The 16,777-nt window shown below is 68.2% G+C and carries 17 protein-coding genes; 7 read left to right on the top strand and 10 right to left on the bottom strand.

The features are described 5' to 3' along the window. Positions 1 to 61: 61 nt before the first annotated feature. Together ubiH and AC6CHL_RS16995 are read left to right on the top strand one after the other, a co-directional pair. Positions 62 to 1,267: a 2-octaprenyl-6-methoxyphenyl hydroxylase gene (gene ubiH / locus AC6CHL_RS17000; RefSeq protein WP_498295451.1), complete on the top strand. Its 1,206-nt coding sequence runs from the start codon at positions 62 to 64 to the stop codon at positions 1,265 to 1,267. Continuing rightward, on the top strand, positions 1,264 to 2,439 hold the full coding sequence (locus AC6CHL_RS16995) for a UbiH/UbiF family hydroxylase (RefSeq protein WP_428712051.1): 1,176 nt from the start codon (positions 1,264 to 1,266) through the stop codon (positions 2,437 to 2,439). Before ubiH ends, AC6CHL_RS16995 begins: the two co-directional genes overlap by 4 nt. Before the next feature lie 165 nt (positions 2,440 to 2,604). Here AC6CHL_RS16995 and AC6CHL_RS16990 read toward each other — a convergent pair whose 3' ends face one another. The 4 genes from AC6CHL_RS16990 to AC6CHL_RS16975 form a co-directional block, all read right to left on the bottom strand. Beyond that, the gene (locus AC6CHL_RS16990) at positions 2,605 to 3,000 is read right to left on the bottom strand and encodes an EF-hand domain-containing protein (protein ID WP_498295449.1); all 396 of its coding nucleotides are present in this window, start codon (positions 2,998 to 3,000) and stop codon (positions 2,605 to 2,607) included. A 61-nt stretch (positions 3,001 to 3,061) separates the two neighbouring features. Beyond that, positions 3,062 to 4,108 carry a 23S rRNA (cytidine(2498)-2'-O)-methyltransferase RlmM gene (rlmM, locus tag AC6CHL_RS16985; protein WP_038690403.1) on the bottom strand — a complete coding sequence of 349 codons (1,047 nt, stop codon included), beginning with the start codon at positions 4,106 to 4,108 and terminating at the stop codon, positions 3,062 to 3,064. A 24-nt stretch (positions 4,109 to 4,132) separates the two neighbouring features. Then, positions 4,133 to 4,693 (bottom strand): nucleoside deaminase, encoded by a 561-nt coding sequence (locus AC6CHL_RS16980; RefSeq protein ID WP_038690401.1) that lies wholly within the window; start codon positions 4,691 to 4,693, stop codon positions 4,133 to 4,135. Between the two features lie 240 nt (positions 4,694 to 4,933). Next, positions 4,934 to 6,682, bottom strand: coding sequence for a glutamine--tRNA ligase/YqeY domain fusion protein (locus tag AC6CHL_RS16975; protein ID WP_498295448.1), 1,749 nt, complete (start codon positions 6,680 to 6,682; stop codon positions 4,934 to 4,936). A gap of 404 nt (positions 6,683 to 7,086) precedes the next feature. Here AC6CHL_RS16975 and AC6CHL_RS16970 point away from each other — a divergent pair, with 404 nt between their 5' ends. Next, positions 7,087 to 7,353, top strand: a complete 267-nt coding sequence (locus tag AC6CHL_RS16970) for a putative signal transducing protein (protein WP_038690397.1) — start codon at positions 7,087 to 7,089, stop codon at positions 7,351 to 7,353. Positions 7,354 to 7,383: 30 nt separating this feature from the next. Next, positions 7,384 to 8,034 carry a peptide-methionine (S)-S-oxide reductase MsrA gene (gene msrA, locus AC6CHL_RS16965; protein ID WP_038692475.1) on the top strand — a complete coding sequence of 217 codons (651 nt, stop codon included), beginning with the start codon at positions 7,384 to 7,386 and terminating at the stop codon, positions 8,032 to 8,034. 173 nt (positions 8,035 to 8,207) lie between these two features. Here msrA and AC6CHL_RS16960 read toward each other — a convergent pair whose 3' ends face one another. The 5 genes from AC6CHL_RS16960 to ahpC form a co-directional block, all read right to left on the bottom strand. Next, positions 8,208 to 9,170 carry a transaldolase gene (locus AC6CHL_RS16960; protein WP_448133060.1) on the bottom strand — a complete coding sequence of 321 codons (963 nt, stop codon included), beginning with the start codon at positions 9,168 to 9,170 and terminating at the stop codon, positions 8,208 to 8,210. A 46-nt stretch (positions 9,171 to 9,216) separates the two neighbouring features. Further along, the gene (rnk, locus tag AC6CHL_RS16955) at positions 9,217 to 9,624 is read right to left on the bottom strand and encodes a nucleoside diphosphate kinase regulator (protein ID WP_038690393.1); all 408 of its coding nucleotides are present in this window, start codon (positions 9,622 to 9,624) and stop codon (positions 9,217 to 9,219) included. A gap of 139 nt (positions 9,625 to 9,763) precedes the next feature. Next, positions 9,764 to 10,714, bottom strand: a complete 951-nt coding sequence (oxyR, locus tag AC6CHL_RS16950) for a DNA-binding transcriptional regulator OxyR (protein ID WP_038690391.1) — start codon at positions 10,712 to 10,714, stop codon at positions 9,764 to 9,766. An 86-nt stretch (positions 10,715 to 10,800) separates the two neighbouring features. Beyond that, positions 10,801 to 12,393, bottom strand: a complete 1,593-nt coding sequence (gene ahpF / locus AC6CHL_RS16945; RefSeq protein WP_463600415.1) for an alkyl hydroperoxide reductase subunit F — start codon at positions 12,391 to 12,393, stop codon at positions 10,801 to 10,803. A gap of 150 nt (positions 12,394 to 12,543) precedes the next feature. After that, on the bottom strand, positions 12,544 to 13,107 hold the full coding sequence (gene ahpC / locus AC6CHL_RS16940) for an alkyl hydroperoxide reductase subunit C (RefSeq protein ID WP_038690387.1): 564 nt from the start codon (positions 13,105 to 13,107) through the stop codon (positions 12,544 to 12,546). Between the two features lie 417 nt (positions 13,108 to 13,524). On the opposite strand from ahpC, the gene prmC reads away from it, so the two are divergent. The 3 genes from prmC to pip are packed head-to-tail and all read left to right on the top strand — an operon-like array spanning position 13,525 to position 15,773. After that, positions 13,525 to 14,379, top strand: coding sequence for a peptide chain release factor N(5)-glutamine methyltransferase (gene prmC, locus AC6CHL_RS16935; RefSeq protein WP_498295446.1), 855 nt, complete (start codon positions 13,525 to 13,527; stop codon positions 14,377 to 14,379). A 54-nt stretch (positions 14,380 to 14,433) separates the two neighbouring features. After that, positions 14,434 to 14,787, top strand: coding sequence for a DUF5713 family protein (locus tag AC6CHL_RS16930; protein WP_038690384.1), 354 nt, complete (start codon positions 14,434 to 14,436; stop codon positions 14,785 to 14,787). A 41-nt stretch (positions 14,788 to 14,828) separates the two neighbouring features. Further along, positions 14,829 to 15,773, top strand: a complete 945-nt coding sequence (gene pip, locus AC6CHL_RS16925; RefSeq protein ID WP_463600417.1) for a prolyl aminopeptidase — start codon at positions 14,829 to 14,831, stop codon at positions 15,771 to 15,773. 29 nt (positions 15,774 to 15,802) lie between these two features. Here the strand turns inward: pip and AC6CHL_RS16920 are convergent, their stop codons facing one another. Then, entirely contained in the window at positions 15,803 to 16,687 is an 885-nt protein-coding gene (locus tag AC6CHL_RS16920) for a LysR family transcriptional regulator (protein WP_448133064.1), read from the bottom strand. Positions 16,688 to 16,777: the final 90 nt, after the last annotated feature.

Genomic DNA, 16,777 nt, shown 5'->3' with positions numbered 1-16,777 from the left:
AGCGCCTGCTGCGGCAGGCCGCCGCACGCGCCGGGAACGGCCCAGCGCTTATCATGGCGGCATGAGTGAACGACATGACGTAGTGATCGTGGGCGGCGGGCTGGTGGGTGCCAGCCTGGCCATTGCGCTGGACCGCGCCGGGCGTGACGTCGGGCTGGTGGAAGCCACCCCGGCTGGCACCCTGCCGACGGTGTTCGACCAGCGCAACCTCAGCTTCGCCGCCGCCACGGTCAACGCGCTCACCGCGTTGGGCGTGATGCAGCGGCTGGGCACCGCGCCCGGTGCGATCACCCGCATCCATGTCAGCCGCGCCGGCGATTTCGGCCGGGTGCAGATGGACGCCGCGCAGTACCAGCGCCCGTGGTTCGGCCAGGTGGTGGTGGCGCGTGATTTCGGCACCGCGCTGGAAACCTGCCTGCAGGCGCTGTCGCACCTTACCCGCTACCGCCCGGCGCGCTTCGTGCGGCTGGGCGCCACGGTCGACGGCTACCGCCAGGTATTCATCGCCGACGACAGCGGCGAGCGCTGCCTGCTGGCGCGGCTGGTGGTCGGCGCCGACGGCACCCGCAGTGGCGTGCGCGAGGCGCTGGGCATCGGCGTGGACGAACACGATTTCGAGCAGACCCTGTTCGTGTCGCGGGTGCGTGGCGCGCGTGCGCCCGATGGAACGGCCTATGAGCGGTTCACCGACACCGGCCCCACCGCGCTGTTGCCGCGTGGCGATCGCCACTTTGGCGCCGTGCACGGGGTGGCCCGCGACCAGGCCGAGGCGGTCCACGCGCTGGACGATGCGGCGTGGCTGCAGCGGCTGCAGGACGCGATCGGCTGGCGCGCCGGGCGGTTGCTGGAAAGCGGTCCGCGCAGCGCCTACCCGCTGATCCAGGTGCTGGCGCAGGCGTTGGTGGGCGAGCGCGCGGTGCTGCTGGGCAATGCCGCGCAGACGATTCATCCGTTGGGCGCACAGGGCTTCAACCTCGGCCTGCGCGACGCGCTCACTCTCGCCGAGCTGGTGGCCGATGCGCAGGACCCCGGCAGCGACGCATTGCTGCAGGCGCACGTGGCGCGCCGCGCCGAAGACCGCGCGCAGACCATCGCCTTCTCCGGCGGGCTGGCCCGCCTGACCAGCAATCCGGCGCCGTTGATGCGGCCGCTGCGCAGCCTGGGGCTGCTGGCCGCGCAGGCCACCCCGATGCAGTCGATGCTGGTGGGCGGGGCGATGGGCTTCCGGGGCGAAGTGCCGGCACTGTGCCGCGGAGCGGGCGTATGAGCCGGCGCGCGCGCGATGTGATCGTGGTGGGCGGCGGCGTGGTGGGCGCGGCCTGTGCGCTGGCGCTGGCCGACACGGGGCTGCAGGTCACCCTGGTGGAAGGCCGCGAGCCGCCGCCGTGGCAGCCGCAGCAGCCGGACCTGCGCGTCTATGCGTTTGCGCCGGACAACGCGGCCCTGCTGGCCGCGCTCGGGGTATGGCCGGCCGTCACCGCGGCGCGTGCCTGTGCCTACCGGCGCATGCGCGTGTGGGACGCCGGCGGCGGCGATGAACTGCGCTTCGATGCCGACCACCTTGGCCGCGAGCAATTGGGCTGGATCGTGGAGAACGACCTGCTGGTGGACCGCCTGTGGGCGGCGCTGCCGGCGGCCGGCGTGCAGGTGTGCTGCCCGGCGCGCGTGGAAGCGCTGGAACAGGAGGCCGACGGCGTGCGCCTGCGGTTGGAGGATGGCCGCCGGCTGGAAGCATCGCTGGCCATTGCTGCCGACGGTGCCGAATCCACCCTGCGTCGTCTGGCCGGGCTGGAGGTCAGCCGCCAGGACTATGGCCAGCGCGGCGTGGTCGCCTACGTGGACAGCGAAAACGACAACGAAGCCACCGCGTGGCAGCGCTTCCTGGTGACCGGGCCGCTGGCGGTGCTGCCCATTGCCGGGAAGCGCAGCTCGATTGTCTGGACCCTGCCCGATGCCGAGGCCGAGCGGGTGCTTGCGCTGGACGAGGCCGCCTTCGGGCGTGAGCTCACCCAGGCCTTCGCCGGGCGGCTGGGGGCAATGACGCTGGCATCGCGGCGGGCGGCCTTCCCCTTGCGTCGTCAGCTGGCCACCGGCTACGTGGCCGGGCGCGTGCTGGCGTTGGGCGATGCGGCGCACGTGGTGCACCCGCTGGCGGGGCAGGGCGTCAACCTGGGCCTGCGCGACGTGGCCGCGCTGCGCACGCTGGTCCTGCAGGCGCAGCAGCGCCGCCAGGACTGGATGTCACCGCACCGGCTGCAGCGCTGGGCGCGTGAACGGCGCAGCGAGAACACCGTGGCCGCCTACAGTTTCGATGCGATCAACACCGTGTTCTCCAACGACGAACTGCACCTCACCCTGGCCCGCGGCCGCGTACTGGGCTGCGCCGGCAAGCTGCCGCCGCTGGTGTCGATGTTCTGGAAGCGCGCCGCCGGCGTGTGAGACCGCGCAGCCGGGCAGCGCCCGGCTCTACGTGACGGTGGCGGTGCGTTGGGCCGTAGAGCCGGGCTCTGCCCGGCTTGCGTCAGGCCATCGCAATGTCGGCAACGCGCAGCCGGGCAGAGCCCGGCGCTACGTGGCGATGGTGGTGCGCTGGGCGCGCCCGCCTCAGTCGGTCAGCCAGCCGGACAGGTCGGCACGGTCCAGCTTGCCGCGCCGCTTCACATCCAGGGCGCCGAATTCATCGGCCAACGCCGGGTTGGCCTGTGCTTCGGCGCGGCTGATGAAGCCATCCCCATCGGTGTCCAGCGTCGCGAACGCGAACCGGTACTGGCCCACCACGCTCACCGGCTGCACCGACCGCACCGTCACCGCCGCCTCGCCCGCCGGGGCGGCCAAGGTCACCTGATGGGTCACCCGGCCCTCGGACAGCGACTGCGTACGTACGCTGGCGGGGACCTCGCGCAGCGGTTCACTGATCGCCGGCGACGGCGTGTAGGCCTGCGCCAAAGCGAGCGAAGGCAGCAGGCACAGCAGCAGGATCAGGGTGGGGCGAGGTCGCATGCAGACTCCGTGAGTTACGTGGGCAGGGAGAGCCGGGCCATGCCCGGCTGTACCGCGTTGATCAGCGCAGCGGCGAGGCCAGTACCGTGATTTCCTCACGGTCGTGGTACAGCTGCTTGGCCCGCACCACCAGCGGCTTGCCGGCCTGTTCCTGGAACAGGTCCAGGCACAGGCGGGTTTCGTCCCAGCGCTTCTTCATCGGCAGCTTGAGGTTGAAGATCGCATGCCTGCACCAGCCTTCGCGGAACCAGGTGGCCATGCGCTCGGCCACCCGGCGCGGCTGTTCCACCATGTCGCAGACCATCCAGTCCAGCGGCGTGTCGGGCTGCCAATGGAAGCCGTCGGCACGCAGGTGTTCCACCAGCCCGGTCTCCAGCACGTGCTCGCGCAGCGGGCCGTTGTCCACGCTGATCACTTTGACGTGCTGGCGGGTCAGCACCCAGGTCCAGCCGCCGGGCGCAGCGCCCAGGTCGGCCGCGCGCATGCCCGGCTTGACCAGCTGTTCGCGTTCTTCCGGGGTGAGCAGGGTGAGCAGGGCTTCGTCCAGCTTCAACGCCGACCGCGACGGGGCATCGGGCAGCAGCTTCAGGCGCGGAATACCCAGCGCCCACGGCGCGCTGTCGCGGGTGTCGCTTACGCAGACGAACGCATGGCGGCCATCGACGAACACGACGTGCACGCGCGGCAGCGCGGTGTTGGCCTTGTCGGTGAGCAGGCCGGCCTTGCGCAGCGCCGGACGCAGCGCATTGCCGAACGCGCGGGCCAGGCCGGCCAGCGGCTTGCCTTCGTCCGAGTCGGGATGTTCCACCCACATGTCGCCGAAGCGCTGCTGCCCCTGCAGGGCGGCGATGATCGGGGTGATGCGGTCGCTGGGGTCCAGCTCACGCAGTTCGGCCAGCACCACCAGCTTCTGGCGCGCGAAGATCAGCGACCGCCACGGCAGCGCCTTGGACAGCGCGGCGCCTTCGTCGGTGGCGAACAGCACGTAGCCGTCATTGCGCTGGGTACGCGCATAGCCGGCGATGCCGGCATAGGCGGCGCGCTCGGACAGTTCACCGGCCAGTTCCGGCTCGAACCCCTGGCGGCACAGACACAGCAGGCCGCTCATCGCAGCGCGCCCGAGGCGCGGCGGTCAGTAATGCGCACCGTTGATCTCCCCATACTGGCGCAGCACGGCGCGCGCGGCGTCGCGTTCAATGTCGCGCACTACTTCGATGCCGCGCTTGTTGAGTTCACCGACCCAGTCGGCCGGCAGCGGGCCTTCATCGAACGGTGTGAGTTCTTCCACGTCCTGCGCACTGGCACCGATCAGCAGTCGGTCGATGCCGGCCCAGATGGTGGCGCCGTAGCACTGGCAGCACGGCTGCGACGAGGTGGCCAGGGTGATCGGGCTCAGCACGTCGTTCAGGCGCGGGGTCTGCAGGCGCTGCTGGGCCAGCATGTAGGCCATGTTCTCGGCATGGGCCAGCGAGGTGCTGTGCGGCACCACGCGGTTGACGCCGGCGGCGATGACGCGGTGGTCCGGGCCGAACACCACCGCGCCGAACGGGCCGCCGGTTTCCGCCTCGACATTCAGGCGCGACAGCTCGATCGCCAGGGCGACCTTGGCGGCATCGTCGGGATACACACGGGCCAGGTCGATCTGGTCGTGGATCCAGGCGGGCAGGGTGAGGTGGACTTGCGCGTACAGCATCGGGGCGTGGGCCTCTTCAAATATGGAGCAGCGGCAGTGTATCGGGCCGCGCGTAGGGATGCCGTGTCCGCGCTGAACGCGGCCACGGGGCTGGGGGCGCAGGGGATGCGCCGCTGGCGTGGGGAGTGGCGACGCGGCGCGGCGCAGGGGATGCGCCGCTGGCGTGGGGAGTGGCGACGCGGCGCCGCCGGTGCGGGGCCGCGCAGCAGGGTGGCCGGTGCCAGGCACCGGCCTGCAGGCTTACGCCGACCAGGTGTCGCGCAGGGTCACGCTGCGGTTGAACACCGGCGTGGCGGCGGTGTGGTCGCGGCGATCGGCGACGAAATAGCCGGTGCGCTCGAACTGGAACGACTGCTCCGGCGTGGCACTGGCCGCGGCCGGCTCGACATAGCCGGTGACGGTGCGACGCGAGTCGGGGTTGAGGTAGTCGCGGTAGGTCTTGCCGTCGGTTTCATCGTCCGGGTTGGGCACCGAGAACAGGCGGTCGTACAGACGGATCTCGGCCGCCACGGCATGCACCGCGCTGACCCAGTGGATGGTGCCCTTGACCTTGCGGTTGGCGCCTTCCATGCCCGGGCGCGATTCCGGGTCCAGCCAGCCACGCAGCTCGGTGATGGTGCCCTCGGCGTCCTTGATGACCTCATCGCAACGGATGATGCCGGCGCCGCGCAGGCGCACTTCGCCGCCCGGCACCAGGCGCTTCCAGCCCTTGGGCGGGATCTCGGCGAAGTCCTCGCGCTCGATCCACAGTTCGCGCGCGAACGGCACCTCGCGGGTACCAAACGCCTCGTCCTTGGGGTGGTTGGAGAAGGTCAGCGTTTCGGCGTGGCCTTCCGGCAGGTTGGTCAGCACCAGCTTGACCGGGTCGACCACGGCCATGCGGCGCGGCGCGGCGCTGTCCAGGTCTTCGCGCAGCGCGCCTTCGAGCACGCTGAAATCGATCATCGAATTCTGCTTGCTGATGCCCACGCGCTCGGCGAACAGGCGCATCGCCGCCGGGGTGTAGCCGCGGCGGCGCAGGCCCTGCAGGGTCGGCATGCGCGGGTCTTCCCAGCCGTCCACCAGCTGTTCGGTGACCAGCGCCATCAGTTTGCGCTTGCTCATCACCGTGTAGTTGATGTTCAACCGCGAGAACTCGATCTGACGCGGCTTGGCCGCCTCACGCGGCAGGCCGCGCTCGACCAGCGGTGCGGTCAGCGCATCGTCGTGGGCGAAGTCGACGTTGTCCACGCACCAGTCGTACAGCGGGCGGTGGTCTTCGAATTCCAGCGTGCACAACGAATGGGTGATGCCTTCAAGCGCGTCACCCAACGCGTGCGCGAAGTCGTACATCGGGTAGATCGGCCAGGCGTTGCCGGTGTTCTGGTGCTCGACGTGCTTGATCCGGTACAGCGCCGGGTCGCGCAGGTTGATGTTGCCGCTGGCCATGTCCATCTTCGCGCGCACGGTGCGGGCACCGTCCGGGAACTCGCCGGCGCGCATGCGCGCGAACAGGTCCAGATTCTCGTCCACGCTGCGCTCGCGGTACGGCGAGGGGCGGCCCGGCTCGGTCAGGGTGCCGCGGTAGGCGCGCACTTCCTCGGCCGACAGGTCGCACACGTAGGCCTTGCCGTCGCGGATCAGCTTCTGGGCGGCCAGGTAGTAGGCATCGAAGTAGTCCGAGGCGTGGCGCAGCTCGTTCCACTCAAAGCCCAGCCAGCGCACGTCGTCCTGGATGGCGGCCACGTACTCGGGGTCTTCCTTGGCCGGGTTGGTGTCGTCGAAGCGCAGGTTGCACACGCCGCCGAACTCGCCGGCAATGCCGAAGTTCAGGCAGATCGACTTGGCATGGCCGATGTGCAGGTAGCCGTTGGGCTCGGGCGGGAAGCGGGTCTTGATCGCGGCATGTTTGCCCGCGGCCAGGTCCTCACGGACGATCTGACGGATGAAATCCCGCTTTTCGTGGGCTTCCGGAAGGGCGTCGGTGGGGGCGGCAGTAGGCTCGGACATGGTGCGCGGTCGCAGTCTAAAAGGCAGAAAGACCAACAGTTTAGCCTGTCGCAAGGCGACAGGCTAAACGGGTAGGTGCCGACCGTTGGTCGGCACGACTTTTGCTGTCCGGCTCCCCATGACCCAGGAAAGAACCGGTAGTGCCGGCCGCTGGCCGGCTCCTCATGACCCAGGAAAGAACCGGTAGTGCCGGCCGCTGGCCGGCTCCTCGTGCTGCTGGCAGGGTGCAGAGCCGGCCAGCGGCCGGCACTACCCAGTGCAGAGCCGGCCAGCGGCCGGCACTACCCATGCGCAGCCGGCGATGCCGAGCGTTCCCCCACACTGTTCCGGCAGGGGGAGCGCGTGGGTCGGCATGCCTTCAGCCCCCGGGGGTATGCTGGGGCCATACCCGCCGGAGCCCGCCCATGCACGTGATCTACCAGGCCGACAACCTGTTTGACGCCCATCTGGTCAAGCATGCGCTGGAGGATGCGGGGATCCCCGCGTTCGTGTTCGGCGAGTCATTGCTGGGCGGGATGGGCGAGCTGCCGCTGTTCGGGGTGCTGCGGGTGTGCGTGCCCGACCTGGCCCGCCCGGAGGCCGAGGGCATCGTGGCCGGGCTCGACTTGGGTGGCGCCCCGGACGACCCCATATTCGACGGTGACGAAAGCGCCGGCCTGTTGCCGGCCTAGGAGACCGCCATGTTGGGAATTGCCAAGGGCCTGTTGGGCATCGGTGCGTTCAAGCAGCGCCTGCCGCGCCCGGACGAGGCGCTGCCCGGCCGGGACCAGCCGCTGCCGCTGCACAACCAGCATTACGTCAACAGCCACCCGCTCAAGGACGGTTTCGCCGGCCTGCAGCGTATCCGCGTGGCGATGGGCTGTTTCTGGGGCGCCGAGCGCAAGTTCTGGACGCTGCCGGGCGTGTACGCCACGTCGGTGGGCTATGCCGGCGGTTCCACCCCGAACCCGACCTACGAAGAGGTCTGTTCCGGCATGACCGGGCACACCGAGATCGTGGAGGTGGTGTTCGACCCGGCCATCATCTCGCTGGGCCAGGTGCTGCAGGTGTTCTGGGAGAACCATGACCCCACCCAGGGCATGCGCCAGGGCAACGACACCGGTACCCAGTACCGCTCGGCCATCCACGCCACCAGCCAGGCCCAGTTCGATGCGGCCCTCGCCAGCCGCGACGCGTACCAGCAGCGTCTGGAGGATGCCGGCCTGGGCGCGATCACCACCGAGATCGTGTTCCCGGCGCCGACGTACTTCTACGCCGAGGACTATCACCAGCAGTACCTGGCCAAGAACCCGAACGGGTACTGCGGCATCGGGGGTACGGGGGTGAGTTGCCCCATTGGTGTGGATGCGTGAGCGATGCGGTAGAGCCGACCGTTGGTCGGCTGCCGTTGCAGTGACGTGGGGGTAGCCGACCAACGGTCGGTGGGAGCAGCCGACCAACGGTCGGCTCTACCCCTGTTGTTGAGGGTTGAGAAACCAAAAGGCCCCGCAGTGCGGGGCCTTTTGTCGTCCACGAACCGGCGCGCTTACAGGCGCTCGCGGATCGTCTGGCGCAGCGCTTCGAGGTCCTTGGCGAACGCGTCGATACCGGTGGCCAGCTTCTCGGTAGCCATCGGGTCGGCGGCCAGATCGGCTGCAAAGCGGGCCGCGTCAATCGCCGCCACCTGCACCGGCTCGGCTGCACCGGCCACCAGCTTGCGCGGCAGCGCACCGTGGTCGGCGTCCAGCTTCTCCAGCAGGTCCGGCGAAATGGTGAGCCGATCGCAACCGGCCAGCGCCTCGATCTGCGCGGTCGAACGGAACGATGCGCCCATCACCACCGTCGGCGAACCGCGGCGCTTGAACTCGGCGTACACCCCGCGCACGAACACCACGCCCGGGTCGGCATCGATGTCGGCCGGGGCCTGGCCGTTGGCCACGTACCAGTCCAGGATGCGACCGACGAACGGCGAAATCAGGAACGCGCCGGCTTCACTGCAGGCCAGCGCCTGGGTCGGGTTGAAGATCAACGTCAGGTTGCAGTCGATACCCTCGGCCTGCAGCACCCGCGCCGCCTCCACGCCCGCCCACGTCGCTGCGATCTTGATCAGCACCTTGCTGCGCGGCACGCCGGCGGCGTCGTACATGGCAATGAACTGGCGCGCCTTGGCCACCGTCGCGGCGGTGTCGTGGGCCTGGTCGGCGTCCACCTCGGTGGACACCCGGCCCGGCACCAGCGAACTCAACAGCGTGCCCACGCCCACCGTCAGGCGGTCGGCCACGGCGTGCACGATGGTCTCGCGCTCGCCGGCCTGCTCGCGGCCCCAGGCCAGTTCGCGCTCGATCAGGTCCGCATACACCGGCAGGTCCAGCGCTTTCTTCACCAGGGTCGGGTTGGTCGTGCAGTCGACCGGCTTCAGGCGCTTGATCGCCTCATAGTCGCCGGTATCGGCTACCACGACGGACAGATCACGCAGCTGGCTGAGCTTGGACGGAGAAACGGTGTTCATTGCGACTCCTGGTACGAAAACGGGAACCTGCGCGGCGGCAGGAAGGTCAGGCGTGGGGCTGGTTGTGGACGGCAGTCACGCGCAGGCGCAGTTTGCGGCCACCCGGGGCGTCCCAATCCATGGTCTGGCCGACCGACAGGCCCAGCAGGGCGGTGCCCACCGGCGCAAGGATGGACACCTTGCCCTGTTCAACATCGGCTTCGCGCGGATAGACCAGCGTCAGCACGTGCTTTTCGTTCTGCAGCTCATCTTCGCATTCCACGCGCGAATGCATCATGACGGTGCCGTCGGGAATCTGGTCCGGCGCCACCACCGTGGCACGGTTGAGCTCCTTGGCCAGCGCCACGGCGGCCGGGGTCTGGCTGACGGCGGGGGATTCAAGCATGGCGTCCAGACGATCCATGTCGTGGCTGGAAACGATGATCGACGGGGGAAGTCCGCTGGAAGTGGACATGTAAAGCTCCTTGCGAGTAATGATGGCCCATGCAAAAGGCGGCGCCTGCTGGCGCCGCCTGGGTTCTATTGTGCTGCCTATCGAAGACGGATGCGACCCGTGCGGCGCAGGGACCGATGCAGCCGGTTCAGCCGGCCTGTCAGGCGTTGCCGCGTGCTGTCAGGGGCACGCCGGAATCGGCGTTGTCCAGGGTGAACAGCTCCTGCGGCAGGCGTTTGAACTGCTGCGCCAGCTGCTGCAGGAAACCGGTCATCGCCGAACTGCGCCGCCATGCCATCGCGATGCGGCGGCTGGGCCGGTCATCGCCTTGGAAATCGAGCAGGCGGATGTTTTCCGAACGCGGCACCGGCGGCTTCACCGACAAGGTCGGCAACAGCGTGATGCCCACGTCGGCCGCAACCATCTGGCGCAGCGTCTCCAGGCTGGTGGCGCGGAACTCGGACTTCTCATTGGCGCCGAACAGCCGGCACACCGCCAGCGCCTGGTCGCGCAGGCAGTGCCCGTCTTCCAGCAGCAGCAGCTTCTGGGTGGACAGCTCCTGCACGTCCAGGTGGTGCCGGCGCGCCAGCGGGTGCTGCCCGGAGACGGCCAACAGGAACGGTTCTTCGAACAGGAATTCGGCGTGCAGCTGGTCGTCGTCCAGCGGCAGCGCCAGCAACGCGGCATCCAGCTTGCCTTCGCGCAGCCGCGCCAGCAGTTCGTCGCTCTTTTCTTCCACCAGCAGCAGCTCCAGCTGCGGGAAGCGTTCGCGGATGTTGGGAATCACGTGCGGCAGCAGGTACGGGCCCAGCGTGGGGAAAATGCCCAGCCGCACCGTCCCGGCTTCGGGATCGCGGCTGCGCCGTGCGGCTTCTTTCAGCTGCTCGACCTCGGCCACGATGGTGCGCGCACGCGCCGCCGCTTCGACCCCGGCGGGGGTCAGCATCACTTTGCGTGGAGCACGCTCGACCAGGGGCAGGCCCAGTTCGTCCTCCAGCTTGCGGATCTGGGTGGACAGGGTGGGCTGGCTGACGAAGCACGCCGCCGCGGCGCGGCCGAAGTGCCGGTGGTCGGCCAGCGCCACCAGGTATTTCAGATCACGTAGGTTCATTTCCTTGGACCTCTAAGCGGTAATGGACCGGGTGACGGCGTGGCTTACCCAGCAGGTGGGTCCCGGCGAACCGGGACCCTGACGTTTCAGGCAGCTTCGGCGACAGCGCCGCTGCTCTTGGGAACGGATGTGCGGATCAGGTGATCAAAAGCACTCAGTGCGGCGGTCGAACCGGCGCCCATCGCGATGATGATCTGCTTGTACGGAACGGTAGTGCAATCGCCTGCCGCGAACACGCCGGGCACGCTGGTCTGGCCACGGTCGTCGATCACGATCTCGCCACGCGGCGACAACGCCACCGACCCCTTCAACCACTCGGTGTTGGGCAGCAACCCGATCTGCACGAAGATGCCTTCGAGTTCGATCCGGTGCGCATCGCCACCGACGCGGTCTTTGTAGACCAGCCCGGTCACCTTCTGGCCATCGCCCAGTACTTCCTGGGTGAGGGCGCTGGTGATGATGGTGACATTGCCCAGGCTGCGCAGTTTCTTCTGCAACACTTCATCGGCCCGGAGTTTGTCATCAAATTCCAGAAGGGTCACATGCGACACCAGGCCGGCCAGATCGATCGCCGCTTCCACGCCCGAGTTGCCGCCGCCCACCACCGCCACGCGCTTGCCCTTGAACAGCGGGCCATCGCAATGCGGGCAGTACGCCACGCCCTTGTTGCGGTACTGGTCTTCGCCGGGCACGTTCATCTGGCGCCAGCGCGCACCGGTGGACAGGATCACCGTGCGCGACTTCAACACCGCGCCGTTCTCCAGCGTGATCCCCACCAGGCCGTCGTCGCCGGCCGGCGTCAGCGCCGTGCCGCGCTGCAGGTTCATGATGTCCACCTCGTACTCGCGCACGTGCTGTTCCAACGCGGTGGCCAGCTTCGGGCCCTCGGTTTCCTTGACCGAAATGAAGTTCTCGATCGCCATGGTGTCCAGCACCTGGCCGCCGAAACGCTCGGCCGCCACGCCGGTGCGGATGCCCTTGCGCGCGGCATAGATCGCCGCGGCTGCACCGGCCGGACCACCGCCGATCACCAGCACGTCAAAGGGTGCTTTGGCGGCGATCTTCTCGGCGTCGCGTTTGGCCGAACCGGTGTCCAGCTTGGCCACGATCTGCTCCAGGGTCATGCGACCCTGGTCGAACATTTCCCCGTTGAGGTACACGGTGGGCACCGACATGATCTGGCGTGCCTCGACCTCCGCCGGGAACAGGCCGCCGTCGATCGCCACGTGCTGGATGCGCGGGTTGAGCACCGCGGCCAGGTTCAGCGCCTGCACCACGTCCGGGCAGTTCTGGCAGGACAGCGAGAAGTAGGTTTCGAACTTGAGCTCGCCTTCCAGCCCCTGCACCTGCTCGATCAACTCGGCGGTGGCCTTGGACGGATGACCACCCACCTGCAGCAGGGCCAGCACCAGCGAGGTGAACTCGTGGCCCATCGGCAGCCCGGCGAACGCCAGGTGGATGTCCTGGCCCGGGGTGGTCAGCGCGAACGACGGGGTGCGCTCGCTGCTGTCGCGGCGCACGTCCAGGGTGATCTTGTCCGACAGCGCGACCAGCGTGTTCAGCAGCTCCAGCATCTCCTGCGACTTGGCGCCGTCGTCCACGTGCGCCGTGATCTGGATCGGGCGGGTGACACGTTCCAGGTAGGTCTTCAGCTGGGACTGGAGGTTGGCATCCAACATCGAAAAACTCCTTGATTCAGGCAAGCAGACGGCGTCGACGAACCCCGTGGGTGCATCTGCGCGACATGGGGGTGAACCCAAACCGGCGCGTGCGCACCGGCTTGGGTTCACCCCCATTCCCGTCGAGCGGGAATGGGGATGGGAAACGGCTTAGATCTTGCCGACCAGGTCCAGCGACGGGGTCAGGGTCTTCTCGCCTTCCTTCCACTTGGCCGGGCACACCTGGTTCGGGTTGGCGGCGGTGAACTGGGCAGCCTTCAGCTTGCGCAGGGTTTCGGAGACGTCACGGGCGATCTCGTTGGAGTGGATCTCCAGGGTCTTGATCACGCCTTCCGGGTTGATGATGAAGGTGCCGCGCAGGGCCAGGCCTTCTTCTTCAATGTGCACGCCGAAGGCGCGGGTCAGCTGGTGGGTCGGGTCGCCGACCAGCGGGAACTGGGCCTTGCCGACGGCCGGCGAGGTTTCGTGCCACACCTTGTGCGAGAAGTGGGTGTCGGTGGTGACGATGTACACCTCGGCACCGGCCTTCTGGAACTCGGCGTAATGGTCGGCGGCGTCTTCAATCTCGGTCGGGCAGTTGAAGGTGAACGCGGCCGGCATGAAGATCAGCACGGACCACTGGCCCTTCAGGGTGCTGTCGGAAACCTTGATGAACTCGCCGTTCTGGTAGGCGTTGGCTTCGAACGGCTTGATCTGCGTATTGATGAGCGACATTGATGTTCCTCTTGGTGAAGGGGGTGGGTGAAGCGACCAACACAGGTTAGCGGCTCCGTTCCCATAAGGACAATCCATTGATTGCATCTATACGATAGTCACAGACTATCAATATGGGCTGATCGTGCGATGAATGTCATACCCTGTTTCGCCCGAAAGCGTTGCAGCGCAATGACATTCGGGCTGAATGGGGTAATCGGCGCAATAGCCGCTCCTTATTCCTGCGCGCGATTGGCTGAACGAAACCGACCGGCAGACCCGCGCTCGCCACGTATTGGCGATAGGTCAGCTCAACCAAATATTGGTTCATGCATTGCCGCAATCAATGCCAAGGCACGGCCACGGCCGGTCTTGGGCCGTCCTGGGGTCCCGGCCCGGTGCACTACACTGCGCCCCCGCCCATTGCCGACCTGCCCGATGACCGCCGCACCCCGTGACCTGCGCCAGCTGCTTGCCGATGCCGCCACGGCCCTGCCCGGGGTGGAGGGCCGGCATGAAGCCGAGCTGTTGCTGTTGCATGTCCTGGGCAAGCCGCGCAGCTGGCTGTTCGCGCACGCCACCGACCCGGTCGAGGCGGGCGATGTGGCGGCGTTTCACGCGTTGCTGGCCCGGCGCGTGGCCGGCGAACCGGTGGCCTACCTGCTGGGCCATCGGGGGTTCTGGACGCTGGACCTGGCGGTGAGCCCGGCCACCCTGATTCCGCGGCCGGAAACCGAGCTGCTGGTGGAACTGGCGCTGGCGCGCCTGCCGGCCGGCACCGCGTTGGCGGTGGCCGACCTGGGCACCGGCAGCGGAGCGATCGCGTTGGCCCTGGCCAGCGAGCGCCCGCAGGCCGACGTGACCGCCACCGATCTCAGCGTCGCCGCCTTGGACGTGGCGCGTAGCAATGCGGCGCGCAACGGGCTGGCGCGCGTGCGGTTCGTGCACGGCGCCTGGTTCGCGCCGCTGCAGGGCATGCGTTTCGATCTGATTGCGAGCAACCCGCCGTACATTGCCACCAACGACCCGCACCTGCAGCAGGGCGACCTGCGCCACGAACCGGCCACGGCGCTGGCCTCCGGCATCGACGGCCTGGACGACATCCGCCTGATCGTCGCCGGCGCCGGCGCGCACCTGCTGCCCGGTGGCTGGCTGCTGATCGAACACGGCTGGGACCAGGGCGCGGCGATCCGCGCACTGTTTGAACACGCCGGTTTCGAGCAGGTGCACACCGAGCGCGACCTCGAACAACGCGACCGGGTGACGCGCGGCTGTCTGCCGGGCATGCGCTGACGCTGCCTGAAACATCGCGCGGGTAGAATGGCGGTCCACTTGAAAGGAAGCGCCATGACCACTGCCAGCCCCTCTGTTTCCCACGCGCAGCTGCAGTCCCACGCGTTCCTCGCCGACATGGTCGAGGATGCGTACTTCCCGCCGGCACTGGTGGCCCAGGGCCAGCAGATCCTGCTGCGCCTGTGCGAACGCATCGAACGCGAACGCCCGGCCGACGGTGCCGCGCTGATGGCGCTCACCCATGCCGCCACGCTGGAGTTCAATGTGCTCGGCGAAGCGTTCGAAGCGCAGGACAGCGAGCTGGAAACCGCTGCCCGCGAGAACATCGGCGCCGATTTCGAGCTGATCGCGCGCAGCTACGGGTTCGATGTGGATGTTGATGATCTGACCAGCCCGCGCGAGTGGTGAACCCGCTCGTCCGCGCCTGTGCCCAACAACGGAGTTCTGTCATGCGTACGCTGTATCCCGCCATCACCCCTTACGACGTCGGCACGCTGAAGGTCGACGATCGCCACACGCTGTATTTCGAACAGTGCGGCAACCCCGACGGCAAGCCGGTGGTGATGCTGCACGGTGGCCCCGGTGGCGGCTGCAGTGAAAAAATGCGCCAGTTCCACGACCCGGCCAAGTACCGGATCATCCTGTTCGACCAGCGCGGTGCCGGGCGTTCCACCCCGCATGCCGACCTGGTGGACAACACCACGTGGGACCTGGTGGCCGACATCGAGAAACTGCGCGAGCACCTGAAGGTGGAGCGCTGGCAGGTGTTCGGCGGCAGCTGGGGGTCGACCCTGGCGCTGGCCTACGCTGAAACCCATCCGCAGCGCGTGACTGAACTGGTGCTGCGCGGCATCTTCATGCTGCGCCGCTGGGAGCTGGAATGGTTCTACCAGGAAGGCGCCAACCGCCTGTTCCCGGATGCGTGGGAGCACTACCTCAAGCCGATCCCGGAAGTGGAGCGCCACGACCTGATCTCGGCCTTCCACCGCCGCCTCACCAGCGATGACGAGGCTACCCGCCTGGCCGCCGCCAAGGCGTGGAGCGTGTGGGAAGGGGCCACCAGCTTCCTGCATGTGGACGCGGACTTCGTGGACAGCCACCAGGACGCGCAGTTCGCGCTGGCGTTTGCGCGCATCGAGAACCACTACTTCGTCAACGGTGGTTTCTTCGAGGTGGAAGAGCAGCTGCTGCGCGACGTGCACCGCATCGCCGACATCCCCGGCGTGATCGTGCATGGCCGCTACGACGTGGTGTGCCCGTTGCAGAACGCGTGGGAACTGCACAAGGCCTGGCCGAAATCGACGCTGGAAATCAGCCCGGCGTCGGGCCATTCGGCGTTCGAAGCGGAAAACGTGGACGCCCTGGTGCGCGCCACGGATCGTTTCGCCGGTTGAATCGACGCGTGCCGACCAACGGTCGGCACCTACCAATGGCCGGCCAACAATGCGTCGGCCAATACCTTCATCTTCGGTGAGGCCTGCCGCGATGGCGGGTACACCAGCGACAGCGCACGGCTGCGGCCTTCGAACGGCTGCAGCACGCGTTGCAGCCGCCCCGCGGCGAGCGCGTCGGCCACCGCGAAATCCATCACCTGCACGATGCCCACCCCGGCCAGCGCGCCTTCCACCAGCGGGTCGCCGCTGTCGAACACCATCCGCGCCGGTGGGGTGAATTCACGCAGGCGGTCGTCTTCGCGGAACTGCCAGTCCACCAGTCGCCCGCTGCGCAGGTTGCGCACCGCCAGGCAGGTGTGGTCGTGCAGGGCATCCACGCTGGCCGGTGCACCGTGCCGGGCCAGGTAGTCCGGCGAGGCCACGGTGACCCAATGCAACGGCCGCAGCGGCCGCGCCACCATCCGCACGTCGCTGATCGGCCCGGTGCGCAGGGCGGCATCGAAGCCTTCCTCGACCAGATCCACCAGCCGGTCGTTGAGCACCAGCTCGAACTGCAGCTGCGGGTGCGCTGCCATCAACTGCCCGGCCAGGGGCACCAGCACCTTGCGCCCGAACATCGACGGCGCGGTCAGCTTCAGCACGCCCGACGGCGTGCAGGGCCGGTCCCCGAGCCGACGCTCGGCGTCGTCCAGCCCGGACAGCAGCGGGGCGCAGTGGTCCACGAACTGGCGACCGTCCGGGGTCAGGCTGACGTTGCGGGTGTTGCGGTGGAGCAGGCGCACGCCCAGGGTGCCTTCCAGCCGGCTGATCGCCCGCGACAACCCCGACTGGCTGATGCCCAGCTGGCCAGCGGCCACGGTGAAACTGCGGGCGTCGGCAACCTGCACCAGCATGCGCACGGCATTGAGATCCATGGCGGGCTCCGATTGATGCAAAAATGCATGACAGAAATCGAAGTATCCGGGTTTCTTTGTTTGGCGTCATCAATGAGACTGCCCGCCTTC

The organism is Stenotrophomonas sp. GQ19, assembly GCF_059758695.1.
This window is presented reverse-complemented; position numbering and strand designations above follow the sequence as displayed.